Raw genomic sequence first — 14,540 nt, forward strand, 5'->3', positions numbered from 1 at the left:
CTTCGGCATGCAAACGATCCGATCCGAGATCAAGCGGTCAGGTCGAAACGAAAGACGGTGCCGCCGTTTCTTTCGAGCCGCACGACATCGGCCGCGCCGACTGCGGCGATCGCGCGCGGCCAGAAACGCTGCGCGGGCGCGTTCCCGCGCATCACGCTCACTTCCCAGCGCCCCGGATGCGCGCGCCACAGCGCGCAAGCCGCCGCGGCGCCGCAGCCGTGGCCGCGCGCGTGCGGCAGGATGAAGAACTCGGCAATCGAATGGTCGACCTCGGGTTCGTCGTGCGCGCGCACGAACGCGAAGCCGATGCGCGCCGTTCCCACGTCGAGCAGATAGGGCCAGCGCGCTTCGCCGGGCTGCCAGTAAAGATCGAAATAGGGATAGTCGAAACTCACTTCGTCATGCTGACCGAGTTCCGCCAGATAGCGATGCAACATCGATCGGACGAGCGGCCGGTCCGCCGCCGAGGCGACCGTCAATGCGACCGGCGGGCCGTTCGGATGCAAGTTCGTCATGCGCGGCATCCGTCGCCAATCGACGCGGCGCAACGCGCCTGCGCCGCTTCGATCGCGTGCCGGCGAGCCGATCGACGCGTCGGCGGGCTCGCCGATCGATCCGTTTCACGCGCGCCGCACGCCGTTCGCGCGCGAGCGCGCGCCTGCGAGCTCGCGCGCAAATGCAAACGGCGCGCGGCGCGCCGATCGCGAACGGCCGCGACGATCCACCGTTCGCGCGCACGATCCTCGCGTCGAGAGCGGCAAGCCATTGCAAACATGCGGCGCACGTCGCGGCCCATTCGATGCACGCGCGCGCTCGTCAGCCGCCCGCGTTCCGCGCCGCGCTGCGCGCCTCGATCGCGCGCACGACGGCCGCCATGTCCGCCTGCCCGTGCCCGAGCGCCTCGGTCTCGCGATACAGATCGCGGCAGACGTCGAGCAGCGGCGACGCAAGATGCGCGGCGTGCGCGGCCTCGGTCGCGAGCCGGCTGTTCTTGAACACGTCGGTAATCGACGCCTGAACTTCGAAGTCTTCGTTGACGAGCTTGTCGATCTTCACGCGCGACACGCTGCTCGCCATCGGCCCCGCGTCGAGCACCGCCTGGAACTGCTTCATGTCGAGCCCGAAGCCGCGCGCCGCGTGCGCGGCCTCGGCGAGCCCCGTCACCATCGAGATCAGGAACGTGTTGACCGCGAGCTTCATCAGCAGGCCGGTCGGCACCGGTCCCGTCACGACGATCTCGCGGCACATCGGCGCGAGCAGCGAACGCACTTCGTCGACGGCCGCCGGATCGCCCGCCAGCATCGCGACGAGCTGCCCGGCCTCGGCCGGCTTGCGCGAGCCCGACACCGGCGCCTCGACATAGCGGCCGCCCGCCGCGCGAATATCGGCTTCGAGGCCGCGCGAATATTCGGCGGACACCGTCCCCATATGGACGATCGTGTGCTGCGCGACGTTGCCCGCGAACGCGGGCGTGCCGCGGCCGAGCACCGCGTCGAGCGCGGCGTCGGTCGCCATCATCAGGATCACGACGTGCGCGTGTCGATAGACGTCGGCCGCCGATTCGGCGACCTGCGCGCCGGCCGCGCGCAACGGTTCGCAGCGCTCGGGCGTGCGGTTCCACACGACGAGCTCGGTGCCGGCGCGCGCGAGATTGAGCGCCATCGGCTGCCCCATCACGCCGATGCCGATGAATCCTACTTTCATGAGCGTCTCCATGATTTCGCCGCCGCTCGTGGCGGCGGCGCATCGGATAGGTTGCGGGCGACCGGTGCGCTGGCGCCGGCCGGGCGCCCTGGCTGGCGGCGGGTTGCACGCCGCGCCGCCGGCCAGTTTAGCTAAATTGCCGCAACCTGTGCGTCGTGCGCGTAGCGGCTCTCCTTGTAGGGCAGACCGAGATGGTCGCGCAGCGTCGCGCCGCGCAGCACCGGATCGAAGTAGCCGCGCGCGGTCAGCTCGGGCAGCACGCGGTCGACGAAATCGTCGAGCCCGAAGCCCGTCACCGGCAGGCCGAGCATGAAGCCGTCCGCCGCGCCCTCGTCGACCCAGCGGATCATCTCGTCGGCGACCTTCTCCGCCGTGCCGATGAACGCCTCGGACGTGCCGATGTTCGAGCGCCGCGTCGCCACTTCGTATGCGACCTCGCGCAACGTCAGCTTGCGCTCGCGCGCAAGGCGCTTGATGTTGTCGGTGGTCGACTGGAACCCGTCGCTGCCGAGATTGCCGATGTCCGGAAACGGGCCGTCGAGCGGATAGGCGCTGAAGTCGTGCTGCTGGAAGAAGTGACCGAGATACGCGAGCACCTCGCGCGGGGACAGCAGGTCGCGCACCTGCCGGTACTTGTCGTCGGCCTCGTCCTGCGTCGCGCCGACGATCGGGCCGATGCCCGGAAACACCTTCACGTGATCGGGATCGCGGCCCGCGGCGGCGGCCGCCGCCTTCACGCGGCGATAGAAGACGCGCGCGTCGTCGAACGTACCGCCGTTCGAGAACACCGCGTCCGCGCAGCGGCCCGCGAAATCGATCCCGTCGTCCGACGAGCCGGCCTGGAAGATCACCGGCTGCCCCTGCGGCGAGCGACGGATGTTGAGCGGCCCCTCGACGCAGAAGAAGCGGCCGCGATGATCGAGACGGTGCAGCTTGTCCGGATCGAAGAAGCGGCCGGCGGCGCGATCGCGGACGAGCGCGTCGTCGTCCCAGCTGTCCCACAGGCCCTGAACCACGTCGAGATGCTCTTCGGCGATCGCATAGCGCTGTGCATGATCCGGGTGCGGGCGGCCGTAGTTCTTCCCGGTGCCCTCGATCGACGACGTGACGACGTTCCAGCCGGCGCGCCCGCCGCTGATCAGATCGAGCGACGCGAACTGCCGCGCGACCGTGTACGGCTCGCTGTACGACGACGACACCGTGCCGACGAGACCGATCTTCGACGTGACGGCCGCGAGCGCGGACAGCAGCGAGATCGGCTCGAGGCGATTGAGGAAATGCGGCGCCGACTTCGGCGTCACGTACGCCGAATCCGCGATGAACGCGAACGCGATGCCGGCCGCCTCCGCACGGCGCGCTCGATCCACGTAGAAGTCGAAATTGATGCTTGCGTCCGGGGGCACGCTCGGATGCTTCCATGCGTTCATGTTCGCCCCTGCCCCTTGAATCAGGACGCCGAAATGGATGTGTTTTCTGGTCATGGGAAGGCTCTATCGAAACGTTCAAACAGCGCGCGCGAACGCCGCGGCGCAGATGCCGCCGGGCCGCGCGCCCGGGAAGGCCGCGTGCGACGTCGCGCGGCCTCGCGGCGCCGCCGTCCGCCGAACCCGGACTTCGTCACGCGGCAGCGCCTGTCTCGAACATCGGGCGAACGTCGCCCATCAGTTCGCGATGCTAAATAAATCGGCAGGACCGCTCCGCTTGCGGTGCGGCCGGCGCTTCGTCAAGCGCTTTCAGCACATCGGCGCTTCGGCGCGCTCAGCCGATCGCGGCTTCGCCGTGCAGGCTCGCCGCCGGGTCCGGCACGATTTCGCGCATCCGGACGTCGAACGGTCGCGCCGCCGCGTGCGCGTCGCGAATCCCGAGCGCCATCCGATGCTCCGCGCCGATGCCGAGCAGCGCGAATTGCCAATGGCTCGCGTCGTCGTCGACATGCCGATCGAACGCGATGCGGATCGGCTGCGCGGGCAGCGCGAACGAGAACTGACCGAGATCGATCGACAACCCGACGCCGCGCGCCTTGATGTACGCCTCCTTCAGGGTCCACAGCTCGAAGAAGCGCTCGCGCCGCCGCTCGGGAGGCAGCGCGAAGAACGCCGCGCGCTCGCTCGCCGAGAAATGCGACGCGGCGATGCCGTCGAGATCGTTGCTGCGCGCCACCTCCTCGACGTCGATTCCCGCATCGGCCGCCCGCGTGACGACGCATGCGACGACGCTGCGCGCGTTCGACAAGTTGAAGCGCAGCGGCGGCCGCGCATCGCCCGCGTCGATCTCCGGCCGGCCGTGCGCGTTCGCGCGAAACCGCCATTGCGCGGGCGAGACGTCATTGACGTACGCGGACAGCACGGTGCGGCACAACGCGCGCGTCACCAGGTACTCGAGCTTCAGGTGATCGAACGCGAAGCGCTCGAGGCGCTCGTGCTCGGCGGCGCTCAGCAGCGCGCGATACCGTTCGCGCAGTGCGGGCGCATCGCATGCGGCGGTGCGCGCGTACCACACGTGCGCGTCGCGTTCGCCGAGCGGCAGTGCGGTCGGTGCGTTCATCGTCGGGTCGGTCGTCGAAGCGTTTGTCATTCGGGTTGCCGTATCGCGCGAGTGCGCCGTTCGCGCGCGCACTCGCGTCCACATTCACGTTTTCAGGTTCGCACTCGCGTTTTCGATCGCGATTGCATCCGCACCGCCGCGTGTGCGCACCGCATCGTCACGCATGCGTGCCGGGCGTTCACGTCGAGCGCGCAGGCGCTGTCCGTCGTGCGCAAGGCGCGAAGGCATCGTCGCACGGCTGCGGCGGCGCTCACGTGCGCCGCGGCCCGGCGCATGCCGGTCACGCCCGCGCGAGCGCCGCGCCGCCATGCGCGGGCGCGTCATCGATCGGGAAATGCAGCAGCGCCGCGAACAGCCCCGCGAGCGCCGTCGCGCCCCAGATCAGCGAATACGACCCCGTCACGTCGAACACGTAGCCGCCGAGCCACGAGCCGAGGAACGACCCGATCTGATGGCTCAAGAAGCAGACGCCGAACAGCGTGCCCAGATGCCGCGTGCCGAACACCTTCGCGACGAGCCCGCTCGTCAGCGGCACGGTGCCGAGCCACGTCAGCCCCATGATCGCCGCGAAGACGACGACCGACGCATCCGTCTTCGGCGCGAGGAAGAACACCGCGATCGTCGCGCCGCGAATCAGGTACAGCCAGCCGAGCACGTGATGCTGCCGGTAGCGCCCGCCGAGCCAGCCGCACGCCCAGCTGCCCGCCATGTTGAACAGACCGATCAGCGCGAGCGCCGTCGCGCCGAGCCCGACCGGCATGTGACATAGCAGCAGATAGTTCGGTAGATGGGTCGCGATGAAAGCGAGCTGGAACCCGCACGTAAAGAAGCCGACCGTCAGCAGACAATAGCCGCGATGCCGCGCCGCGTGCGACAGCGCGTCCTTCAGCGACACGGCCGCCGCTTCGTGCGCGCTCGCGTGGCCCGCGCCCGCGTTGCGGTCGAGCAGCACGCCGAACGGCGCGATCGCGATCAGGCAACCGGCGAGCACGAGGAGCGACGCCATCGTCCCCGAATGCGTCGTGAACCACTGCGCGACCGGCACGAGCGCGACCTGGCCGAGCGAGCCGCCCGCGCTCGCGATGCCCATCGCCATGCTGCGCTTCTCGGGCGGCGCGCCGCGGCCGACCGCCGTCAGCACGACGCCGAAGCTCGTGCAGCTGATGCCGATGCCGACGAGCACGCCCATCCCGAGCACGAGCATCGTGCCCGACGGCACGACCGCCGCGATCGCGAGGCCGAGCGCGAACACGAGCGCGCCGATCGCGACGAGCGGCCCGGCGCCGTAGCGGTCGGCGGCCGCGCCAGCGAACGGCTGCGCGACGCCCCAGACGAGATTGTGCAACGCGATCGCGAATGCGATCGTCGTGACGGGCAAGCCGTGGTCGAACGAGAACGGCCCGATGAAGAGGCCGAAGGTCTGCCGCACGCCCATCGCGGCGCTCATGATGAGCGCGCCGGCGAGCACGGCGATCATCGCGGGATTGAAAATGCGTGGAGAACCGTCGCGTCGATGCGTTTCGGGTGCAAACATGTCCGCTCCTGTTATGGCGGCTGCCCACGGCGCGCGCGCGTCGCGGGCAACGCAATTCGTTTTATGTCGATACGGCGTCGCACCCTCGGTCACGCGGCGCGGACAAGTGCGCGCACTCGCGAACGCGGTGGCGCGTCGTGCGGCAAGCGGTTTGTCGCCGGCCCTCGGTTGCACGCGACGATCTCGCTTGCGCTCGCACCGCGCGCGAGCCTCGGAGCGATCGAAGACTTGGCAGCGCAACAATCCGGCGCGCATCGACGCGCCGCGCGGCGGCCAGGGAACCATCGGATGATTCGCTTTGCAGTCTATATGAGCGTTTCGCATTTGTGCAGGAAATCCGCCGTCGGCGTCGTGTCATTGCGCATCGTGCGCGATTGGGGTCAGGGCGCGTGCCGCGCATGGTCCGCCGTCCTGCCACAACAGCGGCGCGACGGGCCCGGCGACCCACACCGAATCGACCCGGCCGATCACGATCGTGTGGCTGCCGTAGCCGAAATCGCCGTCGACCTCGCACAGCAGCGTCGCCTGCGCGCCGGCGAGCATCGGCACGCCGTGCGCGTCGCGCCATTCGCCGTGCGCGAAGCGCGCGTCGTGATCGAGCTTGCCGCTGAACGGCGCGATCAGGTCGAGCTGCCGTTCGTGCAGCAGATTCAACGAGAAGCGGCGCGTGCGCATCAGCGGCGCATGCAGCGTCGCCGCGCGATTGATGCACACGAGGATCGCGGGCGGATCGGTGCTGACCGCGCTCACCGCGGTCGCCGCCATTCCGAAGCGCGCGCACGCGTCGCGCGTCGCGACGATCGACACCGCCGACGTCAGTCGGCGCATCGCGGCCTTGAAATGCTGCGTCAGCGCGTCGGGCGCGCGCGATGCGGCGCCGTTCGACGCCGGCGCGTATCCGCTCGGCGCCGATACGCCGTGCTCGGCGCGCGGCGCGTCGCGCCGCTCGCGTTCCCGCTCGAGCATCGGCAGCTCGAGTGCGGCGTGCGCGTCGGTTGCGGCGCGCGCCGCGCGGTGGGTCCATGGGTTCGCCATTACGTCTCCTCCTTCGGATTTCGGGCGGTCGACGCGACGGGCCCGTCGAACAGCGCGAATTCGCATGCGCCCGGACGCGAAGCCGCGCCGCCGATCAGGAACCAGCCGTCACCGATGTACAGCGGACCGGCGGACGCGATGCGGGCGTCGCTTCGACACCGTGCATCGCCCGCCCCCGCCACGGCGGCCGACAGCGCGCGCGTTCCCGCGCCGCGCACGATCCGCCGCAACCGCCGCGCCCATTCGGTGCATGTCTCCATCTGACCGGACCCTCGCTGCGAAGCGTCGACGCGGGGCGCGTTCCCGTCGCGATTCAGCCGACATCGCGCACGGGCGCACGGGCGAACGATGCCGCGCGCGTCCGTGCATTCGTGTGCGCGATCGTTCGTCGACGACTTCCGGCCCCTCGTCGTTCGATTGCCTCTCGTTCGAACCTGCTCGTTTCTGTTTCTCGGCGTTCGATGCGGATGCGGATACGGCCCGCGCCGAACGTGCTGCGTCTTTCGTTCAGCTTGAATCGTGAAGCAATGGATACGGCGGCAAACTTGACCGCGCATCCGGACGGCGCGCCGCGCGCGTGCGCGGCGTTGGTCCCGAGACGCATCGCGCTTGGCGGCCGATGCATGCGATACAGGCTAACGGAAAACGCCCGCGTAATGCGTTAGATCGTTTACGGCATATGACGGGCGAGGTTCCGCTCATTTCGAGATATAGCCTTCGGCGAGCAATCCCAATCGCTTCGCCTTCGTCGCGCTGCTCTTGATGTGCTTGCTGTCCATCTTGCGGTTGATCGCGGTAAACAGCTGATAGACCGCGCGCTCGTCGAGCCGCAGTTCCTCGGCGACATGACGCGCGCCGCCGCCGCGTGCGACGAGCCGCAGCGCGAGCACGTCCTGCGCGGCGAGCGACAGCTCCTGCGCAAGCTCGCGCCGTCGCCGCACGACGCGCCATTCGAGCATCTCGTTCGCGAGCCCGCGCAGCAGGCGCCGGTTGCGCCATGGCATGTCCTCGCCCTGCGGCGCCGGCAGCGGCGTCGCGACGTGCAGCAGTCCGAACGTCGAAACGTCGCGGCGGTGCGCGGGAAAGAACACGTTGCTGCCGAGCCCCTGCGTCTGCGCGTAATGGTTCAGCCAATGATCGGGCGGCAATTCGGCGAGCGTCGAGCCGCGCAGCGGCTGCGTGTTGTCGCGCGCGTGCGCGACGGCCGGATCGTTCAGATACCAGTGCTGATGCACGTAACGCTGCGCCCATGCGGGTGCGCCGCCGATCAGCAGATCGTGGGTCGAGAACTCGTCCGTCTCTTCGTCGACGACGAACCAGTGATAGAAGCACTGAGTCGCGCCGCACGACGCGCAAATGCGGCGCATCAGCGCGAGCAGCGCGCCGTCGTGCTCGCATTCGGCCGCGAATTCCGGCTGCGTCGCCGGCGCGGCCGCCGCAGCCGCCGCGCCGGTGCGCTCCGATGTGCGGGATGCATCGAGCGCGTCGTTCGCCGCAGGCGCATGTCGCACATCGTGCGCTGCGTGCGCGCCGTGCGGAGCCGCCGCGTCGGCTCCGCGATGCACGTCGAGCAGCGCCCGGTAGTCGATTCCGAGCTGCGCCGCATACGGATCGTGTTCGACGAACGCCGCGACGGCCGCCGGGTCGCGCAGGCCGACGCGCTGCGTCGATACCGGCTCGCCGGGGCTCTTGCAGCGTCGCTCGAGCACGAAGCCGCACAGCGCGTCGCCTCGGACGCCGAGCGAAATGCGCTTGCCGTCGACGATGCCGTCACGGGTGCGCGCGAGGTCGGGTGAAGAAAGTTCGAACGAAACAGAGGTGGATTGTCGAGCCATGGCGCCGATCCATCGGTTGGGGTGGGAAGGCGATGGCGGTTCGGCCCGACGGCCGCAAAGCGCACGACGACCGGGCGGCTCACGGCAGCAGGTCAAATTGCGAACGGTGACGTGAACGCGTCGTGCGGAGTCGGGAAAGAAAAGAGCTGCTCCTGCATCACGGCCACCGGCGGCCATCGGTGGTGATCAGTCGCGCGGCAGCGGCGCTGCCGTCGTCAAGCGGAGTCGAGCAAAGGAAAAAGGGAGGGCGCGCCCGCGCGATGCGCGGGCGAGTCGAACGCCGGCGGGCCCGGCGGGCCTCGTTATCGGAGCTGGAACCGGTACGCCGACACGGCGCACCGAAGGCGAAAACGCGCGCGAAGCGCGCGGCAGAGGCTGCGTTCGCTCACGCCGCACGCCGCCGGCGCGAGGCACGACGCCCCACGCCGGCGGCGCGCGCCGGAATGGCGAACGAAACGCGTCGGCCGGCGCAGCCCGCGACGCGCGAACGCGTCCGGCACGTCGCCGTACCGCTTAGTTTTCGTCGTAGTGGATGTTGAAGATCGCCATTCGCCCTCGCTCGCCTCTGTGCCTGATGGCCGGGATCGCGACGCGTCCCGGCGTCGTTGATATCGGACGCGACCGCGCGGCGTGCGCGATCGCGATTGCGTGCTTCAGATGTGCAACGCGTGGCCGAGCGCGCGAAGCGCGGCTTCCATCACCGCTTCTCCGAGCGTCGGGTGTGCGTGAATCGTACCACCGACGTCTTCGAGGCGCGCGCCCATTTCGAGCGATTGCGAGAACGCGGCGGCGAGCTCGGACACGCCGACGCCGACCGCCTGCCAGCCGACGATCAGATGATCGTCGCGGCGCGCGACGACGCGCACGAAGCCGTCCGCGCTTTCGAGCGTGAGCGCGCGGCCGTTCGCGGCGAACGGGAACGACGCGCTCAGGCACTCGCCGAACTCGCGCTCGGCTTCGTCGGGCGCGAGCCCGGCCGACACGATCTCGGGATCGGTGAAGCAGATCGCGGCAATCGCCGCGGGCGTGAAGTGCCGCCGCTTGCCGGCGACGAGCTCCGCAACCATCTCGCCCTGCGCCATCGCGCGATGCGCGAGCATCGGCTCGCCCGTCAGGTCGCCGATCGCCCACACGTTGCGCATCGACGTGCGGCACATGTCGTCGATCCTCAGCGCGGCGCCCGCGCGATCGAGCTGCAGCGCCTCGAGCCCCCAGCCCTGCGTGCGCGGCCGGCGGCCGACCGTCACGAGCACCTGGTCGGCGGCGAGCTCGGTCTGCGCGTGCTCGCCGTCCTGCACGCGCACCGCGTCGCCGCGCGCGTTCAGCCCGAGCACCTTGTGGCCGAGGTGCACGCGCACGCCAAGGCGCTTGAGCGACGCCGCAACGGGCTTCGTCAGCTCCGCGTCGTAGATCGGCAGGATACGCTCGCGCGCCTCGACGACGGTCACGTCGACGCCGAGTTTCCGGTACGCGATGCCGAGCTCGAGCCCGATATACCCGGCCCCGACGACGACGAGCCGCTTCGGCAGCTTGCCCGGCGACAATGCGTCGGTCGACGAGATCACGCTGCCGCCGAACGGCATCGCCGGCAGCTCGACGGGCTCGGACCCCGCGGCGAGCAGCAGGTGCTCGCACTGGATGCGCACGCGCGCGCCGCCGCCCGCGTCGACTTCGACGGTCTTGCCGTCGACGATGCGCGCGTCGCCGTGCACGACTTCGACGCCGTTCTTCTTCAAGAGCGCGCCGACGCCGCCCGTCAGCTTCTTGACGATGCCGTCCTTCCACGCAACCGTGCGCGTGATGTCGATCGCGGGCGCTTCCGTGCGGATGCCGAGCGGCGAATCGCCGGCGAAGCCGCGCACCTTGTCGAATTCGCCCGCCGCGTGAATCAGCGCCTTCGACGGAATGCAGCCGATGTTCAGGCACGTGCCGCCGAGCCTGTCGCGCTCGACGAGAATCGTGCGCACGCCGAGCTGCCCCGCGCGGATCGCGGCGACGTAGCCGCCCGGCCCGCCGCCGATCACGAGCAGGGTCGTAGTCTTGTTGTCCGTCATCGGGTCATTCCACGAAAAGAAGGGCGGGTTGCTCGAGCCGCGCGCGCACGGCCTGGATGAACTCGGCCGCGTCCATGCCGTCGATCACGCGATGATCGAACGACGACGACAGGTTCATCAGCTTGCGCGCGACCACCGCGCCCGCGCGGAACATCGGCCGCTCGACGATCCGGTTCACGCCGACGATGCCGACCTCGGGCGAATTGATGACGGGCGTCGACGCGATGCCGCCGAGCGCGCCCAAGCTCGTGATCGTGATCGTCGAGCCCGACAGCTCGTCGCGCTCCGCGCGGCCCGTGCGCACCGCGTCCGCGAGCCGCGCGATCTCGGCCGCGAGCGACCACGGATCGCGCGCCTCAGCATGGCGCACGACGGGCACCATCAGGCCCGCCTTGCTCTGCGTCGCGACGCCGAGATGCACCGCGCCGTGACGCGTGACGACGCCGGCTTCGTCGTCGTAGCGCGCGTTGATCTGCGGGAAATCGCGCAGCGCGATCACCATCGCGCGCGCGAGGAACGGCAGCACCGTCAGGCGGCCGCGCGACTCGCCGTACGTGCGGTTCAGCTCGGCGCGCAGCGCTTCGAGCTCGGTGACGTCGATCTCCTCGACGTAGCTGAAGTGAGGAATCCGACGCTTCGCGTCCTGCATCCGCTGCGCGATCTTGCGGCGCAAGCCGATCACGGGCACCGCCTCCTCGTCGTGCCGCTCGACGTAGGCCGCGTGGCCGCCGCGCGCGCCCTGCGCGGCCGCGCCGCGGCCTTGCAGGTACGCGTCGAGATCCTCGTGCAGGATGCGCCCCGCTTCGCCCGTGCCATGCACGAAGCGCAGCTCGACGCCGAGATCCCACGCGCGCCTGCGCACCGCGGGCGACGCGAGCGGGCGCTCGCCCGGCCGGCGCGCGGGCGGCGGCGATGCGCGCCGCGATGCTTCGTCATGCGATGCTTCGGGTTCGGCCCATGCCGCCCGATCGCCGTCCGGATGCGACGCGGCGCGCGCGTCGTCGGCATCGCGCCCGGCGCGAGCCGGCCTCGCGGCGGCGTTCGCGCGCGCATGCGCCGCGTCGGCGAAGCGTTCCGGCCGCGCCGAGGACGAGGCCGTTTCGCCGCGCGCGATGTCATTCGAAGCGCTGCTTGCAACTTCATTTGCAACGCCGTTCGCGGCGGCGCCGACGCGATCGTCCCCGTGGCCGCTCCTCTGGTCGCCCTGGTGATTGCCCTCGCCCTCGACCTCGAGCCGCACGAGCTCGCTGCCGACGGCGAGCACGTCGCCTTCCTTGCCGCCCAGCGCGACGACGACGCCCGTCACGGGCGACGGAATCTCGACCGACGCCTTGTCGGTCATCACATCCGCGATCGCCTGGTCTTCCTTCACGCGATCGCCGACCTTCACGTGCCACAGCCCGAGCTCGACTTCCGCGATGCCTTCGCCGATATCCGGCATCTTGATGACGTGGATGCCCATATCAATTCTCCATCACGCGCCGCAACGCATCGCCGACCCGGTTCGGGCCCGGGAAATACGCCCACTCCTGCGCGTGCGGATACGGCGTGTCCCAGCCCGTCACGCGCTCGACGGGCGCTTCGAGCCAATGGAAGCAGTGCTCCTGAACGAGCGAGATCAGCTCGGCGCCGTAGCCGCACGTGCGCGTCGCTTCGTGCACGACGACGCAGCGGCCCGTCTTGCGCACCGATTCGACGATCGTGTCGAGATCGAGCGGCCAGAGGCTGCGCAGGTCGATCACTTCGGCGTCGACGCCGCTCTCGTCGACGGCCGCGAGCGACACGTGCACGGTCGTCCCGTAGGTCAGCACCGTCACGTCGCCGCCGGGGCGCACGATCGCCGCCGAATCGAGCGGCACCGTGTAGTAGCCGTCCGGCACGAGGCTCGCGGGATGCTTGCTCCAGGGCGTCACCGGCCGGTCGTGATGGCCGTCGAACGGGCCGTTGTAGAGCCGCTTCGGCTCGAGGAAGATCACCGGATCGTCGTTCTCGATCGAGGCGATCAGCAGGCCCTTCGCGTCGTACGGATTCGACGGCATCACGGTGCGCAGCCCGCACACCTGCGTGAACATCGCCTCGGGGCTCTGGCTGTGCGTCTGGCCGCCGTAGATGCCGCCGCCGCACGGCATGCGGATCGTCAGCGGCGCGATGAACTCGGCCGCCGACCGGTAGCGCAGCCGCGCCGCCTCCGACACGATCTGGTCGGACGCCGGATAGAAATAGTCGGCGAACTGGATCTCGCAAACGGGGCGCAGCCCGTACGCGCCCATCCCCACCGCCGCGCCGACGATCCCGCCTTCGTTGATCGGCGCGTCGAACACGCGCGACTTGCCGTATTTGTTCTGCAGTCCTTCGGTGCAGCGAAACACGCCGCCGAAGTAGCCGACGTCCTGCCCGAACACCACCACGTTGCCGTCGCGCTCGAGCATCACGTCCATTGCCGAGCGCAAAGCCTGGATCATGGTCATCGGCGAAGCCGCCGGACCTTCTTTGCTTGCTGTCGTCATCGCTGTCAAACCCCGAGCTGTTGGCGCTGCCGGCGCAGGTGCGCGGGCATCTCCTTGTAGACGTCCTCGAAAATGCTCGCGACGTTCGGCACGTGCTCGTCGGCGAGCGTGCCGTAGCGCTCCGCTTCCTTCTGCGCGGCGAGCACATCCGCTTCGAGCGCTGCCTTCGTGTCTTCGTGCTCCTGCTCGGACCACGCGCCGATGCCGATCATGTGGCGCTTCAGGCGCTCGAGCGGATCGCCGAGCGGGAAGTACGTCCAGTCGTCGCCGGGGCGGTACTTGGAAGGATCGTCGGACGTCGAGTGCGGGCCCGCGCGATACGTGACCCACTCGATCAGCGTCGGCCCGAGGTTGCGGCGCGCGCGTTCGGCCGCCCAGCGGGATGCGGCGTAGACCGCGAGGAAATCGTTGCCGTCGACGCGCAGCGAAGCGATGCCGCAGCCGACGCCGCGCCCGGCAAAGGTCGCGCCTTCGCCGCCCGCGATCGCCTGGAACGTCGAGATCGCCCACTGGTTGTTGACGACGTTCAGGATCACGGGCGCGCGATACACGTGTGCGAACGTGAGCGCGGTATGGAAATCGGCTTCGGCCGTCGCGCCGTCGCCGATCCACGCGGAAGCGATGCGCGTGTCGCCCTTGATCGCCGATGCCATCGCCCAGCCGACCGCCTGGATGAACTGCGTCGCGAGATTGCCCGAGATCGAGAAGAAGCCCGCTTCGCGGCTCGAATACATCACCGGCAACTGGCGGCCCTTCAGCGGATCGCGCTCGTTCGACATCAGCTGGCACATCATGTCGACGAGCGGATAGTCGCGCACCATCAGGATTCCTTGCTGCCGATACGTCGGGAAGCACATGTCGCCGCGTTCGAGCGCGAGCGTATGCGCGACTGCGATCGCTTCCTCGCCGAGGCACTGCATGTAGAACGAGATCTTCTTCTGGCGCTGCGCGATCTGCATGCGCGCGTCGAAGACGCGCGTCTTCAGCATCGCGCGGATGCCGCGGCGCAGGATGTCGGGATCGAGATCGAGCGCCCATGGCCCGAGCGCCCGTCCGTCGTCGTCGAGCACGCGCACGAGGCCATAGGCCAAGTCGCTCGTGTCGGCCGGGGCGACGTCGATGGGGGGTTTGCGCACCTTGCCGGGGGACGACAGGTGCAGATAGGAAAAATCGGTCTTGCATCCCGGACGCCCGGTAGGCTCCGGCACATGCAATCGCAATGGCCCGTACTGGCTCATTCAATTGTCTCCACGTTTGATTTTGTCGCACGCTTCGCCGCAGAGCGTAACAAAGTTATCGCACGTGGTGAAAGTCTCTTCGGACTCGG

Annotated in this window: 12 protein-coding genes; all 12 read right to left on the minus strand. The window is 69.4% G+C overall.

The window, feature by feature from the left end; genetic code table 11:
• Positions 1–29 precede the first annotated feature (29 nt).
• The 12 genes from WT60_RS32650 to WT60_RS32725 all read right to left on the minus strand — a co-directional run bounded on the left by WT60_RS32650 (position 30) and on the right by WT60_RS32725 (position 14,451).
• On the minus strand, positions 30–515 hold the full coding sequence (locus WT60_RS32650; protein WP_059669752.1) for a hypothetical protein: 486 nt from the start codon (positions 513–515) through the stop codon (positions 30–32).
• 301 nt (positions 516–816) lie between these two features.
• The gene (locus WT60_RS32655) at positions 817–1,716 is read right to left on the minus strand and encodes an NAD(P)-dependent oxidoreductase (RefSeq protein WP_161788703.1); all 900 of its coding nucleotides are present in this window, start codon (positions 1,714–1,716) and stop codon (positions 817–819) included.
• A gap of 119 nt (positions 1,717–1,835) precedes the next feature.
• Positions 1,836–3,185 (minus strand): LLM class flavin-dependent oxidoreductase, encoded by a 1,350-nt coding sequence (locus WT60_RS32660; protein ID WP_038753867.1) that lies wholly within the window; start codon positions 3,183–3,185, stop codon positions 1,836–1,838.
• A gap of 277 nt (positions 3,186–3,462) precedes the next feature.
• Complete coding sequence (locus WT60_RS32670; protein ID WP_038753925.1) at positions 3,463–4,278, minus strand: 4'-phosphopantetheinyl transferase superfamily protein; 816 nt, start codon at positions 4,276–4,278, stop codon at positions 3,463–3,465.
• 250 nt (positions 4,279–4,528) lie between these two features.
• Complete coding sequence (locus tag WT60_RS32680; protein WP_038753872.1) at positions 4,529–5,782, minus strand: MFS transporter; 1,254 nt, start codon at positions 5,780–5,782, stop codon at positions 4,529–4,531.
• A gap of 354 nt (positions 5,783–6,136) precedes the next feature.
• Positions 6,137–6,817 (minus strand): flavin reductase family protein, encoded by a 681-nt coding sequence (locus WT60_RS32690; protein ID WP_060356485.1) that lies wholly within the window; start codon positions 6,815–6,817, stop codon positions 6,137–6,139.
• Complete coding sequence (locus WT60_RS32695) at positions 6,817–7,077, minus strand: hypothetical protein (RefSeq protein WP_038753878.1); 261 nt, start codon at positions 7,075–7,077, stop codon at positions 6,817–6,819. The genes WT60_RS32690 and WT60_RS32695 overlap by 1 nt, the downstream gene beginning before the upstream one ends.
• A 438-nt stretch (positions 7,078–7,515) precedes the next feature.
• Positions 7,516–8,652, minus strand: coding sequence for an autoinducer binding domain-containing protein (locus tag WT60_RS32700; protein WP_059669725.1), 1,137 nt, complete (start codon positions 8,650–8,652; stop codon positions 7,516–7,518).
• Positions 8,653–9,305: 653 nt separating this feature from the next.
• The gene (gene lpdA / locus WT60_RS32710) at positions 9,306–10,706 is read right to left on the minus strand and encodes a dihydrolipoyl dehydrogenase (protein WP_059642720.1); all 1,401 of its coding nucleotides are present in this window, start codon (positions 10,704–10,706) and stop codon (positions 9,306–9,308) included.
• Between the two features lie 4 nt (positions 10,707–10,710).
• The gene (locus WT60_RS32715) at positions 10,711–12,168 is read right to left on the minus strand and encodes a dihydrolipoamide acetyltransferase family protein (RefSeq protein WP_060356486.1); all 1,458 of its coding nucleotides are present in this window, start codon (positions 12,166–12,168) and stop codon (positions 10,711–10,713) included.
• A 1-nt stretch (position 12,169) separates the two neighbouring features.
• Entirely contained in the window at positions 12,170–13,213 is a 1,044-nt protein-coding gene (locus WT60_RS32720) for an alpha-ketoacid dehydrogenase subunit beta (RefSeq protein WP_038753892.1), read from the minus strand.
• 5 nt (positions 13,214–13,218) lie between these two features.
• A complete protein-coding gene (locus WT60_RS32725; protein ID WP_059669728.1) occupies positions 13,219–14,451 on the minus strand; it encodes a 3-methyl-2-oxobutanoate dehydrogenase (2-methylpropanoyl-transferring) subunit alpha in 1,233 nt (410 codons plus the stop codon).
• Positions 14,452–14,540 lie beyond the last annotated feature (89 nt).

It is taken from the genome of Burkholderia sp. MSMB617WGS (assembly GCF_001532025.2).
Lineage (GTDB): Bacteria > Pseudomonadota > Gammaproteobacteria > Burkholderiales > Burkholderiaceae > Burkholderia > Burkholderia savannae.